The sequence below is a fragment of the Parvularculales bacterium genome, from assembly GCA_036881865.1.
Lineage (GTDB): Bacteria > Pseudomonadota > Alphaproteobacteria > JAPOUT01 > JBAJNM01 > JBAJNM01.
The window spans coordinates 18348-43388 of the sequence record JBAJNM010000013.1 but is presented as its reverse complement, the minus strand read 5'-3'; the positions used below and the strand labels follow the sequence as shown (position 1 = coordinate 43388).

22 protein-coding genes are annotated in these 25041 nt (G+C 51.1%); 12 read left to right on the top strand and 10 right to left on the bottom strand.

Annotation, left to right across the window (positions count from 1 at the left end):
- Positions 1-563: 563 nt before the first annotated feature.
- The 4 genes from V6Z81_04790 to V6Z81_04775 all read right to left on the bottom strand — a co-directional run bounded on the left by V6Z81_04790 (position 564) and on the right by V6Z81_04775 (position 4567).
- Positions 564-692, bottom strand: coding sequence for a hypothetical protein (locus V6Z81_04790; GenBank protein MEG9861805.1), 129 nt, complete (start codon positions 690-692; stop codon positions 564-566).
- A 43-nt stretch (positions 693-735) separates the two neighbouring features.
- Positions 736-2616: a DUF4105 domain-containing protein gene (locus V6Z81_04785; protein MEG9861804.1), complete on the bottom strand. Its 1881-nt coding sequence runs from the start codon at positions 2614-2616 to the stop codon at positions 736-738.
- 56 nt (positions 2617-2672) lie between these two features.
- Entirely contained in the window at positions 2673-3194 is a 522-nt protein-coding gene (locus V6Z81_04780; protein MEG9861803.1) for a DUF3015 family protein, read from the bottom strand.
- 188 nt (positions 3195-3382) lie between these two features.
- A complete protein-coding gene (locus V6Z81_04775; protein ID MEG9861802.1) occupies positions 3383-4567 on the bottom strand; it encodes an epoxide hydrolase family protein in 1185 nt (394 codons plus the stop codon).
- Positions 4568-4827: 260 nt separating this feature from the next.
- On the opposite strand from V6Z81_04775, the gene V6Z81_04770 reads away from it, so the two are divergent.
- Positions 4828-5439: a pyridoxamine 5'-phosphate oxidase family protein gene (locus V6Z81_04770; GenBank protein ID MEG9861801.1), complete on the top strand. Its 612-nt coding sequence runs from the start codon at positions 4828-4830 to the stop codon at positions 5437-5439.
- 125 nt (positions 5440-5564) lie between these two features.
- Here the strand turns inward: V6Z81_04770 and V6Z81_04765 are convergent, their stop codons facing one another.
- From V6Z81_04765 to secA, 3 genes are all read right to left on the bottom strand, one after another.
- Positions 5565-5786, bottom strand: coding sequence for an SEC-C metal-binding domain-containing protein (locus V6Z81_04765; protein MEG9861800.1), 222 nt, complete (start codon positions 5784-5786; stop codon positions 5565-5567).
- The gene (locus V6Z81_04760; protein ID MEG9861799.1) at positions 5704-7143 is read right to left on the bottom strand and encodes an ATP-binding protein; all 1440 of its coding nucleotides are present in this window, start codon (positions 7141-7143) and stop codon (positions 5704-5706) included. Before V6Z81_04760 ends, V6Z81_04765 begins: the two co-directional genes overlap by 83 nt.
- A 192-nt stretch (positions 7144-7335) precedes the next feature.
- Positions 7336-10116: a preprotein translocase subunit SecA gene (secA, locus tag V6Z81_04755; GenBank protein MEG9861798.1), complete on the bottom strand. Its 2781-nt coding sequence runs from the start codon at positions 10114-10116 to the stop codon at positions 7336-7338.
- Between the two features lie 351 nt (positions 10117-10467).
- On the opposite strand from secA, the gene V6Z81_04750 reads away from it, so the two are divergent.
- The 3 genes from V6Z81_04750 to mutT all read left to right on the top strand — a co-directional run bounded on the left by V6Z81_04750 (position 10468) and on the right by mutT (position 13323).
- Complete coding sequence (locus tag V6Z81_04750; GenBank protein ID MEG9861797.1) at positions 10468-11361, top strand: peptidylprolyl isomerase; 894 nt, start codon at positions 10468-10470, stop codon at positions 11359-11361.
- Positions 11362-11649: 288 nt separating this feature from the next.
- A complete protein-coding gene (argJ, locus tag V6Z81_04745; GenBank protein MEG9861796.1) occupies positions 11650-12903 on the top strand; it encodes a bifunctional glutamate N-acetyltransferase/amino-acid acetyltransferase ArgJ in 1254 nt (417 codons plus the stop codon).
- 15 nt (positions 12904-12918) lie between these two features.
- Complete coding sequence (gene mutT / locus V6Z81_04740) at positions 12919-13323, top strand: 8-oxo-dGTP diphosphatase MutT (GenBank protein MEG9861795.1); 405 nt, start codon at positions 12919-12921, stop codon at positions 13321-13323.
- Here the strand turns inward: mutT and V6Z81_04735 are convergent.
- Positions 13312-14214 (bottom strand): methyltransferase domain-containing protein, encoded by a 903-nt coding sequence (locus tag V6Z81_04735; protein ID MEG9861794.1) that lies wholly within the window; start codon positions 14212-14214, stop codon positions 13312-13314. The genes mutT and V6Z81_04735 overlap by 12 nt on opposite strands.
- Before the next feature lie 54 nt (positions 14215-14268).
- On the opposite strand from V6Z81_04735, the gene V6Z81_04730 reads away from it, so the two are divergent.
- The 3 genes from V6Z81_04730 (at position 14269) to V6Z81_04720 (ending at position 16236) form a co-directional block, all read left to right on the top strand.
- Positions 14269-15036: a ComF family protein gene (locus V6Z81_04730; protein MEG9861793.1), complete on the top strand. Its 768-nt coding sequence runs from the start codon at positions 14269-14271 to the stop codon at positions 15034-15036.
- A 79-nt stretch (positions 15037-15115) separates the two neighbouring features.
- Positions 15116-15379 carry a glutaredoxin 3 gene (grxC, locus tag V6Z81_04725; GenBank protein MEG9861792.1) on the top strand — a complete coding sequence of 88 codons (264 nt, stop codon included), beginning with the start codon at positions 15116-15118 and terminating at the stop codon, positions 15377-15379.
- Positions 15379-16236: a carbon-nitrogen hydrolase family protein gene (locus V6Z81_04720; GenBank protein ID MEG9861791.1), complete on the top strand. Its 858-nt coding sequence runs from the start codon at positions 15379-15381 to the stop codon at positions 16234-16236. Before grxC ends, V6Z81_04720 begins: the two co-directional genes overlap by 1 nt.
- Before the next feature lie 17 nt (positions 16237-16253).
- On the opposite strand, the gene ubiG is transcribed toward V6Z81_04720, so the two are convergent.
- Complete coding sequence (gene ubiG / locus V6Z81_04715; protein ID MEG9861790.1) at positions 16254-17042, bottom strand: bifunctional 2-polyprenyl-6-hydroxyphenol methylase/3-demethylubiquinol 3-O-methyltransferase UbiG; 789 nt, start codon at positions 17040-17042, stop codon at positions 16254-16256.
- A gap of 184 nt (positions 17043-17226) precedes the next feature.
- On the opposite strand from ubiG, the gene V6Z81_04710 reads away from it, so the two are divergent.
- From V6Z81_04710 to V6Z81_04695, 4 genes are all read left to right on the top strand, one after another.
- On the top strand, positions 17227-18468 hold the full coding sequence (locus V6Z81_04710) for an aspartate kinase (GenBank protein MEG9861789.1): 1242 nt from the start codon (positions 17227-17229) through the stop codon (positions 18466-18468).
- A gap of 18 nt (positions 18469-18486) precedes the next feature.
- Entirely contained in the window at positions 18487-20790 is a 2304-nt protein-coding gene (gene ptsP, locus V6Z81_04705) for a phosphoenolpyruvate--protein phosphotransferase (GenBank protein ID MEG9861788.1), read from the top strand.
- 101 nt (positions 20791-20891) lie between these two features.
- A complete protein-coding gene (locus V6Z81_04700) occupies positions 20892-21080 on the top strand; it encodes a hypothetical protein (GenBank protein ID MEG9861787.1) in 189 nt (62 codons plus the stop codon).
- On the top strand, positions 21077-22006 hold the full coding sequence (locus V6Z81_04695) for a RodZ domain-containing protein (protein ID MEG9861786.1): 930 nt from the start codon (positions 21077-21079) through the stop codon (positions 22004-22006). Before V6Z81_04700 ends, V6Z81_04695 begins: the two co-directional genes overlap by 4 nt.
- A 24-nt stretch (positions 22007-22030) precedes the next feature.
- Here V6Z81_04695 and fsa read toward each other — a convergent pair whose 3' ends face one another.
- Positions 22031-22687: a fructose-6-phosphate aldolase gene (gene fsa / locus V6Z81_04690; GenBank protein ID MEG9861785.1), complete on the bottom strand. Its 657-nt coding sequence runs from the start codon at positions 22685-22687 to the stop codon at positions 22031-22033.
- Positions 22688-22748: 61 nt separating this feature from the next.
- On the opposite strand from fsa, the gene V6Z81_04685 reads away from it, so the two are divergent.
- Complete coding sequence (locus V6Z81_04685; protein MEG9861784.1) at positions 22749-24980, top strand: primosomal protein N'; 2232 nt, start codon at positions 22749-22751, stop codon at positions 24978-24980.
- Positions 24981-25041 lie beyond the last annotated feature (61 nt).

Here is a 25041-nt window from a genome sequence, read left to right as displayed (position 1 = left end):
ATTTCCGTATTGAATTCAGCACTTGTGTTGGCAAGTAGCGGCGGCGGAGAAACGCTGGCGGTCATGCCTGTTTCGGATGGTGTTCTTAACAGGGAAAAAGTTGAAATAACCAGCGCTATGATGGCAATAATCAAAGAAATTCGGGGGTATGTCATTTTCTGTTTTCCTTTAGTTTCAACAATCATATCGTCTGTGCCATCCGCTTTTCAGAAAATGATACAGATTTGGGGGGTTGTTTTCAATTCCCCTCCACACCACACCGGGTTCCGGGGCTGGAATACACACCGAACCACATCCGGCGAAGGAGTTTTACCTGATTTGTGAGGGGATTCGGGAACCCCCGGCACGTGAATACTATAAGTCACGCCTGTTAACAATAGCCTCTATCTTCACTATTAACCATTCCCCCGATCACCCACATTTCTGTGCTGACCTGGGATAATCCGGTTTCCCGGCAGTTAGGTCGGGATCATGTTGAATTAGTATCAAAGCATTGATCTTATCGTAGCGCTCTTATTCATCTATCTGATATAAAAGGCTTTCTTCCGTCGAAATAGTCCGCGTTAGGATAACTCCCGCGCAAAGGCCAATACGTCCCCGGCAAACAGGGAGCCGGTTTCCATGGCGGCAAAATGTCCGCCCCGGTCAAACTCCGTCCGGCGGGTAATGCGGTGCCGGATTTTTTGTTGCAATGTAAGTTATGTGAAATAGTACTGGATAATATTGTAACCGGCCCTAATCAAAATAATACCCTATGCTGACCAGCGCAGTAGTGTTATGTAGATCGCTTTCTACACTGAATCGTATGTCGTTGTTTTTGCGTATGTCATAGCTTGCGTTGGCTTTGAATAACTTCCAGTCCCTGTTTTCAAGTGGGTCATATTCATAATGGGAAGTAAGAGTCGCTCTGATATACTCATTCACATAAAGCACCACTCCCAGTTCAGAGAAACTGGAAAATGGTTCTTCATTGTCGTTGCTGCGGTTATGGAGGTTGATACCTGTCAGGCCATAAAGCATCATATATTGGTTGAGTCTTGTCGCGGTGCCAATACCCCCTTCCAGATTGAAGCGTTTACAGTCTGTGCAGAGGTTGTTACGTGCGGCATAGTTTATTTTGAAACTCCATGAGAACTCGCCTGTCAGGCTTAAGGGAAGCGGGTTGGTGTTGATGTTTTTCAAATCTAGCAAGGTGAATTTGTGGAATTCAATGGAGTCATCACTTAACTCCGTTTCCATATCGGCGACAATGAAAGTGGAGGCTTCCTGCCCGGGGTTGGGAGCAGTCAGAAAATCATTGTTGGCAATACGATAGCCGAGGCGTGCAAAACTTTCACTATCCCGCATGCCGACAGTCAGGCGTAAGGAAGAGACGGCATTGGAATCAAGTGGCGAGTTAGGCGTTCGTGTATCATAAGCGTCTCTGACAACATGTTCGGCGGGTTCTGTCATTAAGGAACGTAGCAGAAAGGAGCGTTGAGTTTGTAGCGAGTGCATCTTGTCTTTGTCTTTGCTTTTGATCGTTTGTCGTGCAATTTGCAGATCTAGATAATCCAACGCCAGAAGTCGTAGTTCGGGGTTTAGCGCGTTTATTTTTTCTTCTCTTACGGTTTGAGAACTGCCTAAAAAGTTGATCAGTTGATGTTGTTTATCAGATGGTAAATATTCGTATTGGTCTGTAAATCTCTTGCGCAAAGAGGGGTGGTATATTTCTTCTGCGATGAACGTTTTACTTGCCATGTTATTGCGGCTTATGGTGCCTCTAACCACCTGCATCGGCATCATCCAGAATCCATGCGAGTTGTCTGAATGATGATTACCGGTTGCCATGTTAATCATACGTGCTATGCGGTGTGCACAATTATCATTAAAGAAATAATAGCGGAACTTTGCGTGGCGGATTTCCCAACTATGCTCGACTACAAAACGTTGCTCTTCAGGGGTAAGATTTAGCCGATACTCCCACAGGTCCCGGATTTCCCTGTTTGTATAATGATGCCCGTGGATAAAGTGATTGTTGCGTTGATAACTGCCCGTAAAACCCCCGGTTAAACCCTTGGCAACATAGGCAATCATCGATACGTCATTGGGCAGGCTCGCACCATAATTAATGCCTGAATCCAAAGATGTCTGATTGATGGGCAGATTGTCATAATTCAGCCTAATAAGCGCATGCCCAAAATAGGAAGCAGGATTGTCATAATATCCGCTGGCATAGACCAGTGAAATGGAGGTGATTTTATCGGGCCGGTTTTTTCTTAGATACTCTTCGCAACTTGGCTGGGGGAAGGAGGCGTGGGGTACAAGGTGCTTTTTGACAAAACGTATGCGGGCCGGGAAGTCGCACAGACGCAGACGGGCTGTTTTATCATACTTTGACTGCTCAAGTAGTTGCACGAAAGCTTCGAGCTCAGCCTGAGGGTTGTGCGCACCTTCAGGGGAGAGAAAAAATTCACTATTAACAATTTCTGAAATATAGAGATCATCACTCGTTTGATGATAATAATTTAGCGTCTGCCAATGCTCAGATGCCTCTGAGTTTAATCTGTCAAAGTGCACGCTTTGCGGAAAAGCCTCCGCTACTCTGGCAGTAAGGCACAGAAAGAAAAAGGCCACCAAACATATCAGGTGGCCTTTTACCCTTGTGTTGACAAGGTTACATTGCATCTTGATTAGAGAATGGTACTACAACCTTCAAACTCGGAAGTGACTAGCCTGACGGTGTCATACATGTCACTGGCGCGTTGTACATGAGACTTACTATCATAGGTCACGTCCAGAGTGACATCAGAATAGGCTTCACGCAAGTTGGCATTGAACTTATAAGATGTCATGCCGTCGCAATTGATGGTGCTTGTCAGTGCTGTCAAATATTCACCCTCACCCATGGCGATATCTTTTTCCAATTCAGGTAAGGTTTTATTGATAATCACGGCCGCTTCTAGCCTTCTGCCATAACACGTTTGTGGTGAGAAAACCATGGAGGAAGAAGCCGTTGTACCTATGTCCCAGATAACATTGGAGATAGCCGCAGCGACGGGTACATTCGGGAAAACTGCCCCACCGATACCGCATTGTGTAAATGGGTTGATATTTCCTCTCTTCATTTCTGAAGCTGTTTGGGCAATTGCACCGGTTGATATAGCCAGGGTAGACGCAACAAGCATTGCTACGGTAAATATAACTTTCTTCATAGGGAAACCCTCTCATGAATGTTGTGAAAATACGTAAATGATGTTTTGTAATTGCCGCTCAGGATATTTTTGATATCTGATTTTGCGATTTCTAACATGTTGAAATAGTATCACAGCATTGATCTTATCGTAACGCTCTTATTTATCTATCTGATATAAAAGGCTTTCTCCCGTCTAAATAACTTGAGTTAGGATAACTCCCGCGCAAAGGCCAATACGTCCCCGGCAAACAGGGAGCCGGTTTCCATGGCGGCAAAATGTCCGCCCCGGTCAAACTCCGTCCAGCGGGTAATGTTATATCCGGCCTCCATCATGCGGCGGGGCGGAAAGGTGATGAACTCATAAGGGAAATAGGCAACCCCCGTAGGCACTGTCACACGTTGACCGTCGGCCATGGTAACACCACCTTCCTCCATCATGCCCCGGTAAAACCACGTAGCCGTGTTGAAGGTCTCCGTCACCAGATACACCATTATATTGTCCAGTAGCGCGTCTTTTGAATAGGCGTTTTCAATAAAAGATTTGCCATCGTCTCCACGCGTATCGCTCCATGTGTTGAACTTCTCAATAATCCATGCCGCTACCCCGACCGGACTATCCATCATGCCGTATGATAAAGTTTGCGGCTTGGTCATCTGTAGCTGCAAATAAGCACCTTCCATCTGAAGGGTGAGGGCGGCTTTTTCCGCCCATTGGCGTTCTTCGTCAGTTTCGGGGCTCACGCCATGAGGCCGCAGGCTATACATATTAAGGTGTATGGCCTCACATCCCCCGCCATGTTCGGGGTCATGTTCATAGCCCAGCCAGCTGGAGACAATAGACCCCCAATCTCCCCCCTGGGCGGTATAGCGATCAAACTCCAACGCCTCTCTCATTAATTTGTCCCATAGTTGAGCCGTGTGGCGCGGGCCTACGGGACGCGGCGGCTTTGCCGAAAAACCGTAACCCGGCAACGAGGGAGCAACCACGGTTAACCCGTCTTCCGCGCGTCCGCCAAAGCGCTCCGGATGAGCCAGTTGCTCAATCACACCGGCAAACTCGAATACCGACCCCGGCCAGCCGTGTGTAATAATTAAGGGGCGGGGATCATCACCCGACCCCGGCTCCAGAATGTAATGAATGTCCGTCCCGTCAACCGGTGCGTGGTAGTGAGAAAACCGGTTGAGCAAAGCCTCTCCCCGCCGCCAGTCATAGTCTTTGACCCAATAGGCACACAACTCTTTCAGGTAGGTCATGTCTGTGCCGTAGGCCCAGCGGTCTTGCCCGTCCTCGATGTCCGGCATCTCATGCCAGCGGTAAGACGCAACACGCTCATAAATACCCGATAAGGTTTCATCGGATATGGCGACGGTAAAGGGACTCGGTTTGCTCATGATTAATCCTCCTTGTAAGTAATCTTTAATTTTGTCTGATTTTCACTTAACCTGTCTACAAAACAATTAAGTTTTACTCACAGATCCATAAATTATTGTTTTAGGTGCGTAAAATTTACGCTCTCTCAAATTGTTTTGGAAAGTGTAAAAAAGTGTACAATTGACACTGGTACCACAGGATTCCGAAGAAAACATAAAGCGTGGCCGGAAAACTCCGGACCAGATATTTCTGCGGTAATGATCCTTACAGGAGATCACAAATGAATACGATAAAATCAGTTGAAGAACTCCGGGCGTTATATCCGCCGCTAGTAGAAGGCGCAGACCTGAAACAGTTGTCAAAACTGGATGGTCATATGCGCAAATTTATTAGCATGTCGCCTTTCATGGTCATGGCTACTTATGGCGAAGATGAACTTTGTGACTCTACACCTCGCGGTGGTACCCCTGGCTTTGTTGCTGTGGAAAGTGACCGGCTACTATTACTGCCGGACTGGCCCGGAAATAACAGGCTGGATAGTTTTGAGAATATTTTGAAAAACTCGGGCGTAGGATTGTTGTTTTTAATCCCTGGTGTCAATGAAACACTCCGGATTAATGGTAAGGCTACAATCTCGGTAGAAAAAGAATTGCGGGAAAGATTTATTACAAAAGGCAAATTGCCCAGAACGGTAGTCTGCATTGAAGTTGTCGAAGCCTATATCCATTGCGCCAAAGCGCTGATGCGGTCGCAGTTGTGGGGGGATGCTCACAAAATAGATCGCGATAAACTCCCCAGCATGGGGCAGATGATGAAGGATCAGATCGGGTTTACCGGTGAGCCTGAGCCACAGGCGGAAACGGAAGAGCAATATAAGAAATTTCTTTACTAAATTTCCGGATTTAAGACGCCCTGATGATGTCTTTATTGATTCGGATAACCGGCGTGGTTCTTTAATACCGGAAACTATAACCAGCCTGATTTTTTATCATTCCTGATGAAACCCGACATCAGGCGTCAGGCAATTTTGCCGTGACAGTGTTTGTACTTTTTGCCCGACCCGCAGGGGCAGGGGGCATTGCGGGGAACTTTGGTGGAGCGGGCAGGCTCATTAGGGGGGCCGGCGGCACCTCCGGCTTTCTCTCCAATCGTCGCATTAGTGTCTTCCCCACTCAGCGATGATCTTACCGACCGTATAGCAGTAGAGGGCGCACGGGGTGTGTTCAATCGTAATACCATCTACCGTGGTCTCGCATGACATTGTCTTGGACGTTGCGTTGACTGAGAGCAGAAAACCGGCATGGCGCTTTGCCAGTTCCGACAGGCCTTTCAGTTCGCCGGATTTATCGGTAGCGTAGCGGTCTGACCATTTGATCTCGGTGGCCCAGGTCGGTTTCAATGTGGCCGGTTCAACGTGGACTAAATCAACCTCCTGAGTTGAACGTCCCTTCTTCCATCTCGCATAGAAGATATCATTCACCTCTTCCGAATGAACCCACTGCGAGAAGATTGCCGTCTCTGCAAGCGCGCCTATATGCTTATCCCCGTCTTCAATCGGAGCGAAGAGTGCCGTGCGCATGGAAGGGTTGGTCAGGTAGGCCTTGAAATTACGCATCCGCGCAAAAGTTTTTCCCGTTTCGTTAACCCGTCTGACCCTGACGATTAGAAACGCAGCCTCAAGATAATCCAGATATTTGGAGATCGTCTTCTTGTCGACGCCGGAGTTTTGCGACAGACTGTCCGGACTAATCTCCTGACCCGTGTGATAAGCCAGTGTCATAAAAAGCCGGTTCAACTCCTGAATGTCCTGAATGCCATACAGGCTTGGCAAATCGCGTAGCAGCACCTTGTCTATGACATCCCGTCCCACAAATTGCCGGACATCAGTCTGAATGTTCTTGTTGAGCACTGTCTCAGGATATCCCCCGAAGTTCAGATAGTGGATGAATTCTTTATTGAGACGCTCAATATCGGAGGTTATATAATCAACTGATTTTCCCGTCCAATGGGTATCAATCAAATCATCTTCCAATTCCCGAAAGGCCAGAAACTCTGAGAAGGTCAGCGGTGGCAGGAAAAAGTCCGTAAATCGCCCCGCTCCTGAATCCTGACTCTTCAATTTAAGTGCCGCGGCTGCCGAACCGGACCCCACAAACCGTGTGTTCGGATACCGGTCCGTTAGCACCTTCAGGTGAACCTCCCAGTCCCTGAGATATTGAATCTCGTCGAAAATAACAATGCGCTGCTCTTCCGGATTGTGGGATGTCTCTTCTTCAAACAGTTCAAGCAAGCGACTGAGCGGCATGCCGCTATAAAGCGGCGTGTCTATGGATACGTAGAGGATCTTCCGGCCATCAAAACCTTCTCTGATTGCGTTTTCAACCATTTGGCGAAGCATAACGGTCTTGCCGACCCGTCTCGGCCCCATGAGAATAGTTGAACGCTTTATGCCCCAATCGAGGGCCCGCTCAGTAAAGCGCGAAAAATACGCCCGGTATATTTGCGCTCCGGCAGCCGGTGGTTCATATTCTGCGCTCCACCATGGATTGTCCCGCCTCAGGCTCCTCAGGACATCTGATTTTGCGATTTCCAGCATGTTTGAATAGTGGCACAACAATACCCTTATCGCAACATCCTTATATATCTATCTGATATAAAAAGATTTCTTCCGTCGAAATAGTACGGGTCAGGCCGGAATGAGGGCAGGGATGACTTTGGCGGGAAATTATTTTGGGCACTTTTTATATATAAGCCCCTAAAAACATCAAGGGTGTTTTAGTCTTGGGCGTCAGGCAATTTTACCGTGACAGTGTTTGTACTTTTTGCCCGACCCGCAGGGGCAGGGGGCATTGCGGGGAACTTTGGTAGAGCGGGCCGGCTCATTAGGGGGTGCGGCGGCGCCTCCGGCGTTTGGAGCACCGGATTGTGGCGCAGATTGCGGCATTGCGCCGGCGTTTGGAACACCCGGTGGCGGCATGGAACGTACGTCCGGCGTGCTGTCTGACATTTCATCGCGTCCCGTGAGAGGATTAATGTGGTGGGCTTCCATTGCCGGAAGCGGCGTGTCTTCCAGTTGGGGAGGCGGTGTCTGCGCTGAAATTTTTATCCGCGCCAGCTGACGTGTGACATCGCTTCTCAGCCGGGAAAGCAGCCCTTCAAACAGACTAAAAGCCTCCGTTTTATATTCATTGAGAGGATCACGCTGACCATAGCCCCGCAACCCGACGACTTGTCGCAGATGGTCCAGGGCACTGAGATGGTTCCGCCAGTGATGGTCCAGAGTTTGCAGTAGCACGGCTTTTTCAACCTGACGCATGGTCGGTGCACCGATTTGAGCCACGCGGGCCGCCATGAGATTATCCGTAGCCTCAGTCAGACGTTCTTTGATTTCTTCTCCGGCAATACCTTCTTCCTGACCCCAGGCGCGCACCGGAAGCAGCGTATCAAAATAATCAATAATGGACTGCTCAAGGCCATCCATGTCCCATTGCTCCGACATGGCCTTTTCGGGAACATGCCCATCCACCATATCGCTTACCAGTTCGTGACGCATATCAACAATGGTATCGCTGATATCATCAGTGCGCATCATGGAAAGGCGCTGGTCAAAGATGGCACGGCGTTGATCGTTCATCACATTGTCATATTTGAGCAGGTTCTTGCGGATGTCGAAGTTGCGGGCTTCAACTTTTTTCTGTGCCCGCTCCAGTGCCTTGTTAATCCACGGATGAACAACGGCCTCGCCGTCTTTAAGGCCCAGTTTTTGAAGCATGCCGTCCAGACGGTCGGAGCCGAAGATACGCATCAGATCATCGTCAAGGCTGAGGAAAAAACGTGACGTGCCGGGGTCGCCCTGACGTCCCGAGCGGCCTCTGAGCTGATTGTCTATGCGGCGGCTTTCATGACGCTCGGTGCCCAGAACAAAAAGCCCGCCTTGTTCCATGGCCTGTTCGCGTTGCCGGCCCGTATCCGTTTGTATGCTTTTAATAATCGCGTCATGCTTTTCGGGGGCGGCATTTTGGGTTTCATCTTCGATACGCATGTCGGGATTGCCGCCCAGTTGAATATCCGTGCCGCGGCCGGCCATGTTGGTAGCGATGGTAACGGCACCGGGCATACCGGCCCGGGCGATGATATGGGCTTCCTGTTCATGGTAACGGGCATTGAGGACGGTATGACGGATTTTTGCTTTCTTGAGCATGTCGGCAAGATATTCGGATTTTTCAATACTGGTAGTGCCCACCAGAATAGGTTGCTTGCGCGTATGGCAATCCCTGATGAGTTCCAGAATGGCGTCATATTTTTCCTTGGCGGTCCGGTAAATCTCATCATCCTGATCGTCGCGTTGGACGTTAACATTGGTGGGAATTTCTACGACGTCCAGACCGTAAATATCCATGAACTCTTCCGCCTCGGTTGCCGCCGTACCGGTCATGCCTGCGAGCTTGTTATAGAGCCGGAAGTAGTTCTGGAAGGTAATAGAGGCCAGCGTCTGGTTTTCGGGTTGTATCTCTGCCTTTTCTTTGGCTTCCAGCGCCTGGTGCAGGCCATCGCCATACCGGCGGCCTTCCATCATGCGTCCGGTGAATTCATCGATAATGACCACCCGGTCACCCTTGACGATGTAATCCTTATCCTTCTGAAACAGGGTATGGGCACGAAGCGCCTGATTAAGATGATGAACGACAGAGACATTCTCTACGTCATAGAGCGACTCTCCTTCTATGAGGCCCGTATCGGTAAGGAGTTGCTCGGCATGTTCCGTTCCCTGTTCCGTCAGGGAGACGGTGCGGTTTTTTTCGTCCAGCTCATAATCGTCCGGCGTTAAATCCGGAATAATCATGTCTGTTTTTGTATAAAGGTCCTGTTGACCTTCCACCGGACCGGAGATGATAAGAGGTGTTCTCGCTTCATCAATCAGGATACTGTCCACCTCGTCAACAATGGCAAATACATGGTCACGCTGCACCATATCGTCGATTTGATATTTCATATTGTCGCGTAAATAATCAAAACCTAATTCATTGTTGGTGCCGTAGGTAATATCGGCATGATAGGCGGCGCGGCGTTCTTCATCGCTCATCTCATGAAGAATGCATCTGACCTCAAGACCTAAAAACCGGTAGATCTGGCCCATCCATTCGGCATCGCGCTGTGCCAGATAATCATTCACCGTCACCACATGAACACCCAGTCCTGTCAGCGCGTTTAGATAAACCGGCAGAGTGGATGCCAGAGTTTTACCTTCGCCGGTTTTCATCTCGGCAATCCGGCCTTCGTGGAGCGCCATGCCGCCGATGAGCTGCACGTCATAATGACGTTGACCCAGAGTGCGCCTTGCGGCCTCGCGTACCGTAGCAAAAGCCTCCGGCAGTATGTCGTCCGGGGACGCGCCTTCGGCTAATCGTTGTTTGAAGTCACCGGTCCTGGCGGTCAGGGCCGCATCGTCAAGGGCCTGATACTCGTCCTCCAGAGCGTTGATACGGTCCACACGGGCCAGATAGGACTTTACCTTGCGCTCGGGCGAGGCGGAGAAAAATCGCCTGACGAAATCGTCCAGCAAGGCCATGGTGTTAATTCCTGATATTTATTTCTGGTATATAAGCGCTGGCATATGGGTATAAGCCCGCACCCTGAAAGAAACCAAAGCAGTGTTCCCATATACCTATATTATGGTAGTAGCGGGTGAATGCAAGTCGATGCAGGTTGATGAAGGCCGGAGGCAGGGGGAACGGAAAGCAGGACGGATGAGGTATGGCTCACAGGGTTTCGTGAACGGGTATGCACAAAAGTTTCCGGTGGCCTCTTGTGGCCTCTTTTGGTCTCTGTGTGTTTCTGGCGGGTTGTGGTGATTTTCTCTTGTTTTTTGGTTCTCCGTAGCCATAATGGCGGAGGTTTTTTTGATATTTGAGGTTCAAGGATGACATTTTCATTTTTTGCCCCCTTGCTTTTTGCATGGCGTGGCACGGTTTCACGTTGCGCCGGCTTGTTGGTGGTGACGATGCTTGTTGGCGGGCTCGTTGGCGGGATAACGCCCGTTCGGGCACAGAGCGCACCGGCGGGTGAAAGAACTATCGCCACCGTTGGTGATAGTGTCGTCACCGATATGGATATCAGGTTGGCGCAGGAGGAATTGGGGCCGGTGCTGGTTAATCTTCAACCGCAGGCGCGGTTGGGGGCCGTTATCGATTATCTCGTTAGCCGCCGGATTGTTTCTATGGAGGCAACCGGAGGCGGTCTCGAGTCCGATCCGGATTTTGACCGGCGGATGGGATATTACAAGGAGCGCGTTTTGTATGACCTGTATCTGGAGCGCAAGGTAGCGGATGAAATCGGTGAAGATGAAGTTCGTTCCCGGTACGATGCGGAAATTAAGAATTTTGAACCTCAGGAGGAAGTGAGCGTCCAGCATATTCTGTTGTCATCAAAGGCCGATGCGCAAACGGCGTTGGCGGATGTTCGTTCAGGCGAGTCCTTTACCATAGTGGCAGAAGAAAGATCGATTGATGATGCGGGTACCAACGGGGGACGCATCGGATGGATTTCCAGAGAATCGGTTGACCCTGCTTTTGCCGAGGCCGCTTTTGCTCTGGATATTGGTGAAATATCTGAGCCGGTAGAGACGGGTTTTGGGTGGCACATCATCAAGATGGATGGTGAACGCCTGTCGAGCCCTCCTGCGTATGATGCTGTAAAGGCGCAGGTGAAACAGGTTATCGCGCGCGAAAAGGGGACTCAGCGGCTTGAAGAATTGCGGGACAAATATGAGGTAACCCTTCCCGGTCTGGCAGGCGTTGGTCAGGGAGGCGGCTAATCGGCTGCCCCCCAACCACAGATCCCCTCAGTCCGGGACACCCCCCACCCCGGTGCACCAACCGGGAGCCTCCCAACCACAGCCCATCCCCCATCACGGTCTACCCAACGCCCCCAACTAGGTGGCTCCCAACCAGAAGCCCCCGATCCCCTGAGGCGGCCAAATCAGAGGGACGAAGTGTCAACACTTATTGCGTAAATTTACCGTATTTTACACAAAACCCTTTAACGTCTTGCCGGGCCTGCCTGCGTGGCGCGTTGGGGGTATTCCGTCTCGGAGGAGTTTTCTATGAGTACCAAATCTAACCGTTCTGTTTCCCCTTTGGCTCCGCGGCGGTTTCCTTCTATGCCTGCGGTGTCCGGAGTGATGATAGGCACAGCGCAGGTTTCTGGGAGCAAGAAGAAGCGTGATGATACTCTTCTGCTTATATCTCTGGAACCTGAGACGAAAATAGCGGGCGTTTTTACTAAATCGGCAACGGTGGCGGCTCCGGTTTCATGGTGTCGTCAGGTTGTAGCAAGAGGACGGGCGCGTGCGTTGGTGGTGAACGCAGGCAATGCTAATGCTTTTACAGGTGCCTCCGGCAGGGATTGTGTTGAGAAAATGGCTGCAGTGGCGGCAAGTCTTGTGGGGGGTAGGGCTGATGAAGCATTGGTCGCGTCTACTGGCGTGATTGGGGAAACACTGGAGGTAGCGCCGCTTGTTGCAGCTATGAAACAGGCTTGGAAGAGACCAGAGGCGGTGGCGTGGGAGCAGGCGTCTCGTGCCATTATGACTACGGATACATATCCCAAGGGGGCTACCCGTCGGGCTGAAATAGATGGGCAGACGGTTATTCTTAATGGCATCACCAAAGGTTCGGGCATGATAGCGCCTGACATGGCGACAGTGCTTGGTTTTGTTTTTACAGATGCCGCCCTGTCTGCCTCAGTGTTGCGGAGTCTTCTTAAAAAGGCTGTGAAAGATAGTTTTAATGCCATAACGGTAGATAGCGATACCTCAACCAACGATAGTGTGTTGTTGTGTGCTACCGGTGCGGTGCGCTCTGCAAAGCCCCTGCCGACCCGTGCATCAGACCCACGCTTGCGCAGTTTTAGGGAAGCGTTGGAGTCATTGATGCAGGATTTAGCGCAGCAGGTCGTGCGGGATGGTGAGGGGGCGCGTAAGTTTATTACGGTGAAGGTAAGCGGTGCACGTTCTGAAGTTTCTGCCCGGCGGATCGCCTTTTCCATTGCTAATTCACCATTGGTTAAGACGGCGATAGCGGGGGAGGATGCAAATTGGGGTCGTATTGTTATGGCAGCGGGCAAGGCGGGAGAGCCTTTGCGGCAGGAGCGCATAGTGATTTCTATCGGTGGCATTACGATTGCCCGGCGCGGTCAGAGAGTAAGCCGGTACAAAGAGGCTCCTGTCGCCCGGCACATGAAGAAGGCAGAGATTGATATTCATGTAGATGCTGGTGTGGGCAAGGGCGAGGCTACTGTCTGGACGTGTGATTTAACTCATGACTACATTTCTATTAACGCTGATTATCGTTCTTGAGATGAAATCCGGCCTATGAGAGTACTACTTGTTGTGGCATGCGCCTTAATTGATGAGCAAGGGCGGGTGTTGTTGGCCCAGCGCCCGGCGGGGAGGTCTTTTGCGGGCCTGTATGAGCTGCCAGGCGGCAAAATTGATACGGAAGAAACGCCGGAGCAGGCGATCGTCCGTGAACTCCATGAAGAGCTCGGCATAAACATTGACCCGTCTTTTCTGGAAGCCCTGACGTTTGTCAGCTATGATTATGGTGATTTTCATCTTCTTATGCTGGTTTATGTATGTCGGCAGTGGTCTGGTGTGGTTCAGCCTATGGAGGGGCAAGATTTGTCGTGGGTTGCACAGGAAAATCTATCAGATTGGGATATGTTGCCTGCAAATACTTCTATCGTAGAGCGATTACTGAACAGACTATCTATCTGAAGGAGTGTTGTCCGGTAGCACCTGAGTAAGAGAGAGACGTGCACTCCCGGGTTTAAGGGGGCGGGGTTGGCTTTCATGGGGCGACCAGCCGGTAAGATATAATATGTCAAACTGGGCCGGTAGCCGCCCATCGGGCAGCCCAAAATAATCACGGTAAATATCATCCGCGCGGGTTAGTACGGTGCGGCGTGTGGGTACACGGCGACGGCTTGTGAGGCTGTTGGCTTCTCCCATGCCGCGCAAATCTTTCATGAGGGACGTCATAGTGTCATAGTGGGCGGTAAGATGGTCCACATCCACCACTGGTAAGGAAAAACCTGTGCGCTGCAAAAGAGACCCCATATCCCGCACATCGGCAAACGGGCTTATGCGGGGGCTGGCACCACCGGTGATTTCTGCCTCTGCTGCCGTTAGGGAGTGTCGTAACTCATCAAGAGTGTTGCCACCAAGCAGGGCGGCTAAAAACAAACCATCAGGACGTAAGGCTCGGTTGATTTGAATAAGCGTCCCGGGGACGTCGTTTACTTTGTGCAGGGATAAAACGCTTACGATGAGGTCAAAACCATTATCCCCTATGGGCAAATGTTCTTCATCACCTGTGAACGCGAGAGGTCGGTCTTTCAGCAAGGCCTCAGCACTGTCGGCATGGATGAGATGTTTTATTTTTAAGGTCGCCGGTGTTGCATCAAGTGAGCAGAGCGTACCGCCCCATTGTAAAGCTGTAGTGAAGTGGCGATTGGTGGCTTGAATACGTTCGGACAAATCATGGACGGCGCGTCGCTCTAGAAAATTGTATTTTTCCAGTTCTTTTGCTGCCCGCGCTCGATGATGTCGGGCGAGAATTCGGTCAAAAATAACCGGAGTACCAATTGTAGAAGACAATGCACCCATGAGCGTACTATGGCATGATGGTACTTAAGTGTTAAGACGCAGGGGTGGGCATAGATGGCATGGGCGCTTGAAAGCGGCAAAAAAAGCGGGAGGTTTACACTATGGATGCAATCTGTAGTGAATGTTCTGTTACCGCCCTTGTGTCCGGGATGCCGTGCCCAGTTGACGGTTCAGGGATCTTTGTGTGGGTCGTGCTGGCAGGAGATACGCTTTATTGATGAGCCCTTGTGCGCTGTTACAGGGTTGCCGTTCGCCCATAACCATGGGGTGGGTGCGGTAGATCCTTCAGCCCTTGCCCATCCACCGCCATGGAGACAGGCTCGCTCCGTTATGGTGTATACCCCTCTGGTTCAACGGCTTGTCGGACGGTTTAAGTATAGTGGCCGCCATGAATGTGTTCGTGCGTTTGGGCGTTGGATGGCACGCGCAGGCCATGACCTCTTGTCGGATGCTGATTATATCGTTCCAGTACCGCTTTATGTTAGGCGTTTGCGTCAGAGAGGGTTTAATCAGGCGGTAGAACTTGCTCGGGTGATAAGCCGTGAAAGTGGTGTTGAGTTAGCGGTGGATATGCTGGAGAGGATACGCCCGACCCGCAGTCAGATAGGGTTATCGGTGGCGGCTCGTCATCGCAATATGGTGGGAGCGTTTGCGCCTTCATTGGGGGCGGAGGCGCGCATTAAGGGTTCCGCTTTTGTGTTGGTGGATGATGTTTTGACGTCCGGGGCTACTCTTGCATCAGCTACGCGTGCTCTACAGCGCGCCGGAGCAGGTCGGGTGGATGTTCTCACTCTGGCGCGGGTTGCGCGAGGGGAGGGATAGCCCCGCATTTAAGAGCATACCAGTATGACAGGCGCTGATAGATACGTTATAAGATAGCAAGATAATAATGAGTAATGACATGGCTGATGTTGAGATTTACACAACACCATGGTGTCCGTTTTGTGTGCGAGTGCGCATGCTTTTGGAGAGCAAGGGTGTATCATTTCGGAATATAGATGTGAACAGTGACCCCGCTTTGCGAGAAGAGATGATGCATCGCGCTGGTGGTCGTCATACGGTGCCGCAGGTTTTTGTTGATGGTGTTTATGTTGGGGATAGTGATGCCCTTCACCGTCTTGATGAAGAACGGAAACTGGATGCTATTTTGGGGATAGAGAGATAATGGCAAGTTCTTTAGAGGGTGGTGTCGGATTTACGGCGGCTTGCGTTCAACTCTGTAGTGGACGTAATGAAGATGCCAATATAGAGATCTGCTGTCATTTAGTTGACGAAGCCGCCTTACAAGGGGCGAATTTTATCATGACACCGGAGATGACTGCGTTGATGGAGCGTGACAGAGATGCGCTGTATGTGGCGCTGGCTCCTGAAGAGGCAAGTCGGTCATTGGAGGTTTTTCGGGAGCGGGCGCGTCATCATGGTGTATGGCTTTTGGTGGGGTCGTTGGCAATTAAAAACGAGGCGGGCCGTGCTTGTAATCGTTCTTTTCTGGTAACCCCGGAGGGCGACATTGCAGCTCGTTATGACAAAATCCACATGTTTGACGTTAATTTGGAGAACAGTGGTGTTTATCGTGAATCCAACTCTTATGATGCGGGCGATAAGGCTGTTATTTCTGCCTTGCCTTGGGGGCGGGTAGGGATGACGGTTTGTTATGATGTGCGCTTCCCCGGCCTTTATCGCATGTTGGCTCAGGCAGGTGCGGATTTTTTAAGCGTTCCATCGGCTTTTACTGAAGAGACAGGAAAAGTCCACTGGCATATTTTATTGCGGGCGCGGGCGATTGAAACGGGTTGTTATGTCTTTGCGCCCGCCCAAGCGGGTCTCCATGAAGATGGACGACGCACCTATGGTCATAGTTTGATTGTAGGGCCATGGGGCGACATTATAGCGGAGGCGGAAGACGAGAATGGAGTCCAGGCACCGTGTGTGATAACCGCCCGCATTGACCCTGAAGAGGTAATCAAAGCGCGAACGCGTATTCCCTCTCTCCGCCACGATCGACCTATCAGCGCTCCTTGATATTCAAAAAGCTGTAGTCAGGAAGCAACGTGGCGAGTGGCTACCATCATGTAGTTAACGTCCGTATCATTAGACTCAGACCACTGGTCTGTGAGGGGGTTATACACCACGCCACCGATGTGAGTTATATCCATACCGGTTTTTTCTAGCATGGTGCATAGTTCGGAAGGCTTGATAAATTTAGCCCACTGATGGGTTCCACGTGGCAACCACCTTAGAATATATTCCGCGCCAACAATCGCCAATGCAAAAGACTTCAAAGTGCGATTAAGGGTTGCGACAATCATCAAGCCGCCGGGGGCTGTTAAATCTGCGCATGAGTCTATAAACAAAGGCACATCAGCTACGTGTTCTACCACCTCCATATTCAACACCACATCAAAGGAAACACCGGAGGATGCCAACTCTTCAGCCGTTGTTGCTTGATAGTCAATCTCTAGCCCTTGAGAGGTTGCGTGATGCTTTGCCGTCATGACGGTAGATTCTCCGGCATCCACCCCCGTAACCCGTCCACCAAGACGCGTCATGGGTTCACTCACCAGACCACCCCCGCAACCAATATCCAAAAACGACAAGCCCTCGAAAGGACGAAGGCTTGTCTCATCACACCCAAAATGAGCACATACCTGCTTCCGAATAAAATTAAGACGCACAGGATTAAAAATATGAAGAGGCCGAAACTTACCCTTCGGATTCCACCACGTATCCGCCATAGCTGCAAAACGGGCAATTTCCGTTTTATCAATGGTGCTGGGGTTGGGTGGAGAGGTGGTCATGGTTAAACGAGAAAGAGGGGGTTTTTCCATAAATACAGGGTAAATCTAGAGGCTCTCTTGCCTGAAGCAAGATTTCAGTGTATCCATTAAGCGTATCAAGAGTTGTGCAACAAAGCCAACCCCCCTCACTTTTTAAGTAGTAAGATTGTTTTAGCCTCTGCCGGAAATCAGTTTCTGTCAGGGATTTCGGCCTGTCAGGAGGTAAAGATAAATTGTGGCCAGACTGGTTCTAAAGTTCGGCGGTACGTCGCTTGCGGATATGGAGCGGTTGCGTCATGCGGCAGCTCATGTTGGCCGAGAGGTTGAAGCCGGACATGAAGTAACGGTGGTCGTCTCGGCTATGGCGGGGGTGACCAATCAACTCATCAACTGGACCCGCGAGGCGGCTACAATTCATGACGCCCGCGAATATGATGCGGTTGTGTCTACCGGAGAACAAGTAACCTCCGGTCTGCTAGTAATGATATTGCAGAACAATAGCATTGCGGCACGCTCATGGCTTGGTTGGCAGGTACCGATCATAACAAGTGGCGTTCATGGGGCGGCTCGAATTGAAAATATTGATATAACGCACCTCAATGAGAGACTCGCACAAAAACAAGTGCCGGTTGTAGCGGGCTTTCAGGGGGTGGGGCCCGATAATCGTATTACTACATTGGGTCGCGGCGGGTCTGATACCAGCGCTGTGGCGCTGGCGGTCGCATTGGGCGCAGACCGATGCGATATCTATACCGATGTTGAAGGTGTATACACGGCTGACCCTCGTATGGTTGTATCGGCCCGCAAGATTGATAGAGTTACGTATGAAGAAATGCTGGAAATGGCCTCTCTGGGAGCCAAAGTCCTGCAAACGCGGTCGGTTGAATTGGCCATGGCGCATGATATCAAACTTTGTGTGCGTTCTAGCTTTGCGTCTCCCGAAGAAGGGGATTCTCCATTTAGCGGTACTTTAGTATGCGGTGAGGATAAAATTATGGAACAAGAAATTGTAAGCGGTATTACGTATGCGCATGATGAGGCAAAAATTACCCTTGTGCAGGTAGCAGACAAGCCGGGGGTGGCGGCGGATATTTTTGATCCTCTCGCTGACGTCGGTATCAATGTGGATATGATTGTTCAGAATGTTTCGGAGAATGGTGAGCAAACCGATGTAACCTTCACCGTGTCTCGCAATGATTTGCCGGAAGCATTGAAGATTATGGAGAACTGTCGGGATGCTCTTGGCTATCGGAAAATAATCAGCGCTGAAGATGTTGCTAAGGTTTCAGTGGTAGGGGTTGGTATGCGCAGTCATGCGGGTTCTGCCTTGCGGATGTTTCGGGCATTGGCGGACAAAGGTATCAATATTCAGGTTATTTCTACCTCTGAAATAAAGATTAGTGTTCTTATTGAGGAGCAATATACCGAGCTTGCTGTGAGGGCGCTACATACGGCGTATGGGCTTGACGGAGCTTAGGATCGAAAGAGCGTTGTTATGGTTTCTTCTCTTCGCGATTCTGCGCACGCTATGCAATCTACGATTGTAAGCACGCGAGATTTATTGCGTCGGTTGCGCAGTATTATGGCAGGTGATGAAACGGGGCGCGCGCGTATTGATCAGACCGCCCAGTTAATTACCGCCCACATAGGGGTGGATGTATGCTCCATTTATCTTGTTGGGGAGCCGGAGAATCTTGTTCTAAGAGCTACCTGTGGGCTTAAGCCCGGCGTAGTAGATAAGATTACTCTGGCGTTTGGCGAGGGGCTTGTTGGGGATATTGCTCTTCATGCACGCCCGTTAAATCTGGCCGAGGCGCAGAGCAATCCTAAATTTACTTATCAGCCTGAAAGTGGAGAAGAGAAATATAAATCCTTGATGGGGGTTCCCATATTGCGGGCGGCGCGGGTAATTGGGGTCCTGGTGGTGCAAAACCGTGAGGAGCGCATTTATAGTGAGGAGATGTTGGAGGATTTGCAAACCATCTCCATGGTGCTTGCAGAATTGGTAGTAGCCAGCCATTTAGTTGAAGAGGTTGGGTTATCGGGTCGGGATGCTCAAGCGCATACGGAGCATATTAGGGGGGTATCTTTTGCTGGTGGTGTAGCTCTTGGTCATGTGGTGTTGCATGAGCCTCGCGTGTTGGTTGATGCTCTTATTGCGGAAGATACGGATGTTGAGCTTAAGCGCCTTGAGGATGCCATTAACGACTTGCAGGGCTTTACGGATCGCATGTTGGCCATGGAGGATTTATCTCATGCAGGTCAGCATCGGGATATTCTGGAGGCGTATCGCATGTTTGCTCATGATCGTGGCTGGCGCAACCGGTTGCGGGAGGCGGTGCGTACGGGATTGACGGCGGAAGCTGCTGTAGAGCGGGTTCGGGGCGATATCAGGGCGCGATTTCGGCGTCAAACGGATCCCTATTTACGGGAGCGGCTTCATGATTTGGAGGATTTAGCAAATCGGTTGTTGCGTCATTTGAGTGGCTTACCCATCACGGCCAGCGAGGAGGAATTACCGGAAGATGCTATCGTCATCGCTCGCAATATGGGGCCGGGAGAATTGTTGAGTTATAACCGCGAGCGGTTGCGTGGATTGGTGTTGGAAGAGGGCGCACGGGGTGCTCATGTCACCATTGTAGCGCGCGCGTTGGGTATTCCTATTGTCGGGCGCTCCAAAGATATTCTGCTCATGACCGAATCTGGGTCGGCCATCATTGTGGATGGTGACGCGGGTGAAGTTTATATTCACCCGGATCAAAATATTATAGCTGCCTATGCAGATAAAGTGCGGCTACAGGCTAGCCGTCAGGCGCGGTATCGCGCACATCGTCATAAACCTGCCATCACCCTGGATGGTGTGGACATAGACGTCAATATTAACGCAGGCTTACTTGTTGAGTTACCTCTTTTGGAGGCATCCGGTGCGGGGGGTATTGGTTTATTTCGCACGGAGCTTCAGTTCATGATAGCGTCTACCTTACCACGTCTTAAATCTCAGGCAGATCTTTATAGGCAGGTGTTGGGGGTTGCCGGAACACGGCCGGTGGTGTTCAGGACTCTTGATGCGGGGGGCGATAAAATTCTGCCCTATATGGAAGCCGTTCAGGAAGAAAATCCCATGATGGGCTGGCGGGCTATTCGTATGGCGTTGGATCGTCCGGCTTTGTTGCGCTATCAATTACGCGCTTTGTTGATGGCTTCGCGGGGGCATAAGTTGCGGCTTATGTTTCCTATGATTTCCACTGTTGAAGAGTTCAAACGCGCGCGGGCGTTGGTAAATGTGGAGCAAGAGCGTATGGTCCGGTTTGGCCGTCAGGGTCCGGATGAGATTCGCGTGGGAGTCATGCTAGAAGTGCCGGCGTTGGTTTGGCAGTTAGACACATTGTTGCCCCTTGTAGATTTTGTTTCCGTTGGCAGTAATGATCTATTGCAATTTTTGTTTGCCAGCGACCGTGGTAACATCAAAGTATCAAACCGATATGATCCACTTAATCCTGCCGTGTTGCGCATGTTGCGTCAAATTGTTCTGTCCTGTCGCCAATATAATGTTCCGCTTTCTTTATGTGGTGAAATTGCAGGCTACCCTCTGGAGGCTATGGCGCTTATCGGCCTTGGGTTTAGGAATATCTCCATGACGCCGGCATCGGTGGGGCCAGTTAAGATGATGATACGTTCCGTCAACCACGGCGCTCTTGGTACTTTTGTTGAGCAACTATGTGACGCGCCTCAAGATAGTGTCCGGGGCCGGTTGCTGGCTTATGCCTGTGAGCACGATGTAGATTTTCAACCACGATAGGGGCGACCGTGATAGAGGACATCTGTGATGTTTGGTTCCGGCCGAGTTGGTTGTAGCATAAAGATACTACGTCTGGTATGTTGTGGTTGTGGGCTGTCTATATGCCCATTTTTTTGGTTGTTATGGAAGCTTTTCACAGAAAGCCTACCATCCGTCCCTTAATTTCTATTAGGGGGCTTATTGAAAAAGGTAGGCGCATTACCTACAATCCGTTTGAGGCCGTGCTAGGTAAGATTGAGAGTGGGTGTGTTATGCTTGGTCATGGGACACCCGACATTGGATTGAGATGAAAAAGGATGACCAGAAAGCCCCCGGCGTGATTGGAGAGGCGCTCAGGCAAGCCAGAGAGGCACGCGGGGAGACTATTGATTCTATTGCCGCGCGGATTCATGTGCCCTCTCGTCATTTGCAGGCGCTGGAATGTGAGGCGTGGAATTATCTGCCCCAACGGGTTTACACCCTTGGGTTTTTACGTTGTTACGCTGCTGAGTTGGGTCTTGACGCTGAGGCGCTTGTTGCTGTCTATCGCGGGCCCGGCTCGGAAGAGCGCCGCCTAAAGGCAAAGTTAAAGTATAATCATAAATTCACATCAGAGCATTTCGTACGTCTCAATTATGATAGTCGTGTGAGGGGCGTTCCGTATACTTTAGTGGCGGCGTTTTTGACGACTGTAATTTATAGCGGTTGGATTTTTGCAACGGCCGATAAGGTAGAGTGGCAAACGTTTGAATATCCTCAGGTGAGTGATTACTCGCCGATGGTTGAGAAGGATTCAACAAACGCTAAGACAGATGATGTGGTGGATGATTCAACTGATGCACCCCCTGTTTCCGGTCAGGCGTTGGCCTTAACTCCTTCGTCTTCTCTCTCTTTTTCTGAGGTTTCAAAGCCAAAAGAAGGTAAGGCGGATGCTATCCTAACCGGTCGGATCACCTATCCGATTGTTCTTCACGCTACGGGTGAAGTCTGGGTGCGTGTTGAGACAAGTACGGGTGATGTTTTGTTGAATGATTTTTTGTCTGCTGGAGAGTATTTTGTAGTGTCTATGAGCGACCTGCCTGCTTTTTTTAGTACGCAGGATGCGGGCGCTCTGGTTTTAGAGGTGGCAGGCCGCCGCTTGGGGCCTGCGGGGGTTGTGGGTCAAATTATTATTGACTATCCGTTAGGTTACGATGAGCTACGCACGGCGTACCCTGAGCTCCGCAAGGACTCATAATCCCATTGCTCACCGGATAACCCCTTAAAGAATAGTTTGTCCGGTTTTTTTCCAGTCATCCAGAAAAATGGCAAGCCCTTTATCCGTTAAGGGATGATGAGCGAGAGTGCGCAAAACCTCAGGAGGGAGAGTGGCAATATCAGCACCCGCAAGAGCGACCTCACGCACATGATCGGTGTGGCGAATGGAGGCTGCTAGAATTTCAGTTTTAAGAGCGGGGTAGTTGTCGTATATGGCGCGAATATCACCAATCAATGCCATGCCATTTTGCCCGGTGTCATCCAGTCGTCCGATAAAGGGCGATATAAAACTAGCTCCCGCTTTGGCTGCCAACAGCGCTTGGGCAACACTGAAACATAACGTGACGTTTACCATATGACCGTCGTCGGCAAGCGTACGACAGGCTTTAAGCCCTTCCCATGTAAGGGGCACTTTGATGGCAATATTCTCGGCAACTTTGGCTAGTTTGTGCCCTTCGGCAACCATAGTCTCCGTGTCGGTGGCCGTGACCTCGGCGCTGACAGGGCCATCAATGGCGGCGCAGATATCGGCCAGCGTGGCAAAAAAATCTCCTCCTGCCTTGGCTACCAGAGATGGGTTGGTGGTAACACCGTCTACCATGCCGGTTTCGGCTAAATCGCGGATGGTTGCTACATCGGCGGTATCAACAAAAAATTGCATAAACGGATTTTCCCTTATTGGCTCTTTGACGGTGTAGCCTGTTATAGGACACATTGACCCTATGATGCCAGATGCTCCCAATTATATCTCTGATTCTATCCCTGATCCCATAAAGGGCGGTGGGTGTGTGCGGGTTCTGCCTGCTGTGGCCGGGCCGGGTGCACGGGGGCTTTATGATTACTTATCGTCTGAAGTCTTAGCACCGGGGGATATTGTGCGGGTTCCATGGGGGATGCGGCGGGAAGTGGTGGGAGTGGTCTGGACCTTGGGGGCCGGTGGCGAGGTTGCCGCCCACCGCTTGAAAGATGTAGCTGCACGGCCGGATGCACCACCCTTAACGGAGGCCACGCGCCGGTTTGTCGATTGGGTAGCCGCCTATACCCTTGCGATGCCGGGTGCGGTCTTGCGCTTGGTGCTTAATACACCTGCCGCTCTTGAAGGGCAGAGGGGGGATTGGGCTTATGCGTTGCGTGAGACAAATACTGATATTTCATCAATAAAGATGACTCCTGCCCGCCGCCGAGTGTTGGAGGTTTTACAAGAAGGACCCTTATCAGCGTCGGCGCTGGCGCAAGCGGCAGGAGTGTCCCTTACGGTAATACGGGGGCTTGTATCACATGACGTTATACATCGTGTGATGATAGAAGAAGCGCCTTTACCGATACCGGACCCTGACCATAGCGGCGTGGATTTATCTCATCAGCAACAAGAGGCGGTTGATGTTTTGCGCTGCAGAGTGTTAGCGGATGGGTTCAGCGCTACGGTGTTGGATGGTGTGACGGGATCCGGCAAGACGGAAGTTTATTTTGAGGCGGTAGCGACTGCATTGCGAGAGGGGCGGCAGGGGTTGGTTTTGGTTCCTGAAATTGCTCTGACATCTCAGTTTATGGAACGCTTTGAGGCGCGTTTTGGATGTGCGCCTTTGTGCTGGCATTCGGGTCTGGGTATAAACGAACGGCGGCGGATTTGGCGTGCAGTTGCCTGTGGTGAGGCGCGTTTTGTGGTGGGGGCTCGCTCGGCGTTGTTTTTACCGTGGCTTGATCTGGGTTTGATTGTGGTAGATGAAGAGCATGATGCCGCTTTCAAACAAGAGGATGGCGTCATCTATCAGGCGCGGGATATGGCGGTGGCACGCGCCTCGTTGGATGGGTTTGCCATCGTGTTGAGTTCGGCAACACCTTCGTTGGAAACATTGGTAAACAGTAATCGAGGCCGCTATGGACGTGTGATTTTAGGCCATCGCCATGGGGGGGCTCCCCCACCTCATATTGACCTTGTTGACATGCGCCTTGATCCTCCACCGTCCGGGCGATGGCTGGCTCCTGCCTTGATGGAGGGGCTTGAGAAGGCTCTGGCCTCAGACCGGCAGGCTATGGTGTTTCTTAACCGGCGGGGGTATGCGCCTCTTATGTTGTGCCGGAAGTGCGGGTATCGCTTAGTCTGTCCCGATTGTGATGCCTGGCTTGTTACTCACAGACAAGGTTCAAAACTCCAATGTCATCATTGTGGTCACCGTTTAAGAGTACCTGATGTGTGCCCTGAGTGTGATGCTGCAGATAGTCTTGTGGCGTGCGGTCCGGGGGTGGAGCGGGTTGCTGAAGAATTGACGGCACTCATGCCGGAGGCACGACTTTTGGTGATGTCGTCAGATCATCTGCGTGGAGCGTCCGCCCATCGGGAGGCTCTTGAAAAAATCACCAACGGCGAGGTGGACATTATCGTTGGCACTCAGTTGGTAGCCAAGGGGCATCATTTTCCGCGTCTGGTTTTTGTTGGCGTTGCGGATGCCGATCTGGGCCTTGCTAACGGAGATTTGCGGGCTGCTGAACGGACCTATCAGATGTTGCATCAGGTAGCGGGACGTGGGGGTCGTGAGGATAAACCGGGTTGGGCGTTGTTACAGACGTGGATGCCGTCGCATCCGGTTATGGAGGCATTGGCGGCGGGAGAGCGCGAGAATTTTATTCGTGCCGAATGGGAGGCGCGGGAGCACGCCGCTTTGCCGCCTTTCGGACGCTTAGTGGCTCTTGTGGTGTCCGGGCGTGATGAGGCTGCGGTGGCAAATTTTGCGCAGACCTTGACGGATACGGCCCCTCAGGCTCAGGGAGTCCGCGTGCTGGGTCCTGCTCCGGCCCCTATGGCGTGGCTGCGGGGGCGACATAGATATCGTCTGCTGGTAAAGGCCGACCTACATGTCAAAGTGCAAGCTTATGTGCAGGATTGGTTTGCTCTGGCGAAGGCACCATCCTCTGTGCGGGTGGTGGTGGATGTTGATCCATGGAGTTTCTTTTAAGGGTGGTTTTTTTGTAAGGTACCCACTAATACGAGGGTGCTACTATACGATAGAGCCTGAC

Bases quoted from the DNA above. Each gene is read 5' to 3' on its own strand.
- V6Z81_04780 (MEG9861803.1), bottom strand. From the start codon at position 3,194: ATGAAGAAAGTTATATTTACCGTAGCAATGCTTGTTGCGTCTACCCTG.
- V6Z81_04775 (MEG9861802.1), bottom strand. From the start codon at position 4,567: ATGAGCAAACCGAGTCCCTTTACCGTCGCCATATCCGATGAAACCTTA.
- V6Z81_04770 (MEG9861801.1), top strand. From the start codon at position 4,828: ATGAATACGATAAAATCAGTTGAAGAACTCCGGGCGTTATATCCGCCG.
- V6Z81_04765 (MEG9861800.1), bottom strand. From the start codon at position 5,786: ATGGTATTACGATTGAACACACCCCGTGCGCCCTCTACTGCTATACGG.
- V6Z81_04760 (MEG9861799.1), bottom strand. From the start codon at position 7,143: ATGCTGGAAATCGCAAAATCAGATGTCCTGAGGAGCCTGAGGCGGGAC.
- secA (MEG9861798.1), bottom strand. From the start codon at position 10,116: ATGGCCTTGCTGGACGATTTCGTCAGGCGATTTTTCTCCGCCTCGCCC.
- V6Z81_04750 (MEG9861797.1), top strand. From the start codon at position 10,468: ATGACATTTTCATTTTTTGCCCCCTTGCTTTTTGCATGGCGTGGCACG.
- argJ (MEG9861796.1), top strand. From the start codon at position 11,650: ATGAGTACCAAATCTAACCGTTCTGTTTCCCCTTTGGCTCCGCGGCGG.
- mutT (MEG9861795.1), top strand. From the start codon at position 12,919: ATGAGAGTACTACTTGTTGTGGCATGCGCCTTAATTGATGAGCAAGGG.
- V6Z81_04735 (MEG9861794.1), bottom strand. From the start codon at position 14,214: ATGGGTGCATTGTCTTCTACAATTGGTACTCCGGTTATTTTTGACCGA.
- V6Z81_04730 (MEG9861793.1), top strand. From the start codon at position 14,269: ATGGCATGGGCGCTTGAAAGCGGCAAAAAAAGCGGGAGGTTTACACTA.
- grxC (MEG9861792.1), top strand. From the start codon at position 15,116: ATGGCTGATGTTGAGATTTACACAACACCATGGTGTCCGTTTTGTGTG.
- V6Z81_04720 (MEG9861791.1), top strand. From the start codon at position 15,379: ATGGCAAGTTCTTTAGAGGGTGGTGTCGGATTTACGGCGGCTTGCGTT.
- ubiG (MEG9861790.1), bottom strand. From the start codon at position 17,042: ATGGAAAAACCCCCTCTTTCTCGTTTAACCATGACCACCTCTCCACCC.
- ptsP (MEG9861788.1), top strand. From the start codon at position 18,487: ATGGTTTCTTCTCTTCGCGATTCTGCGCACGCTATGCAATCTACGATT.
- V6Z81_04700 (MEG9861787.1), top strand. From the start codon at position 20,892: ATGCCCATTTTTTTGGTTGTTATGGAAGCTTTTCACAGAAAGCCTACC.
- V6Z81_04695 (MEG9861786.1), top strand. From the start codon at position 21,077: ATGAAAAAGGATGACCAGAAAGCCCCCGGCGTGATTGGAGAGGCGCTC.
- fsa (MEG9861785.1), bottom strand. From the start codon at position 22,687: ATGCAATTTTTTGTTGATACCGCCGATGTAGCAACCATCCGCGATTTA.
- V6Z81_04685 (MEG9861784.1), top strand. From the start codon at position 22,749: ATGATGCCAGATGCTCCCAATTATATCTCTGATTCTATCCCTGATCCC.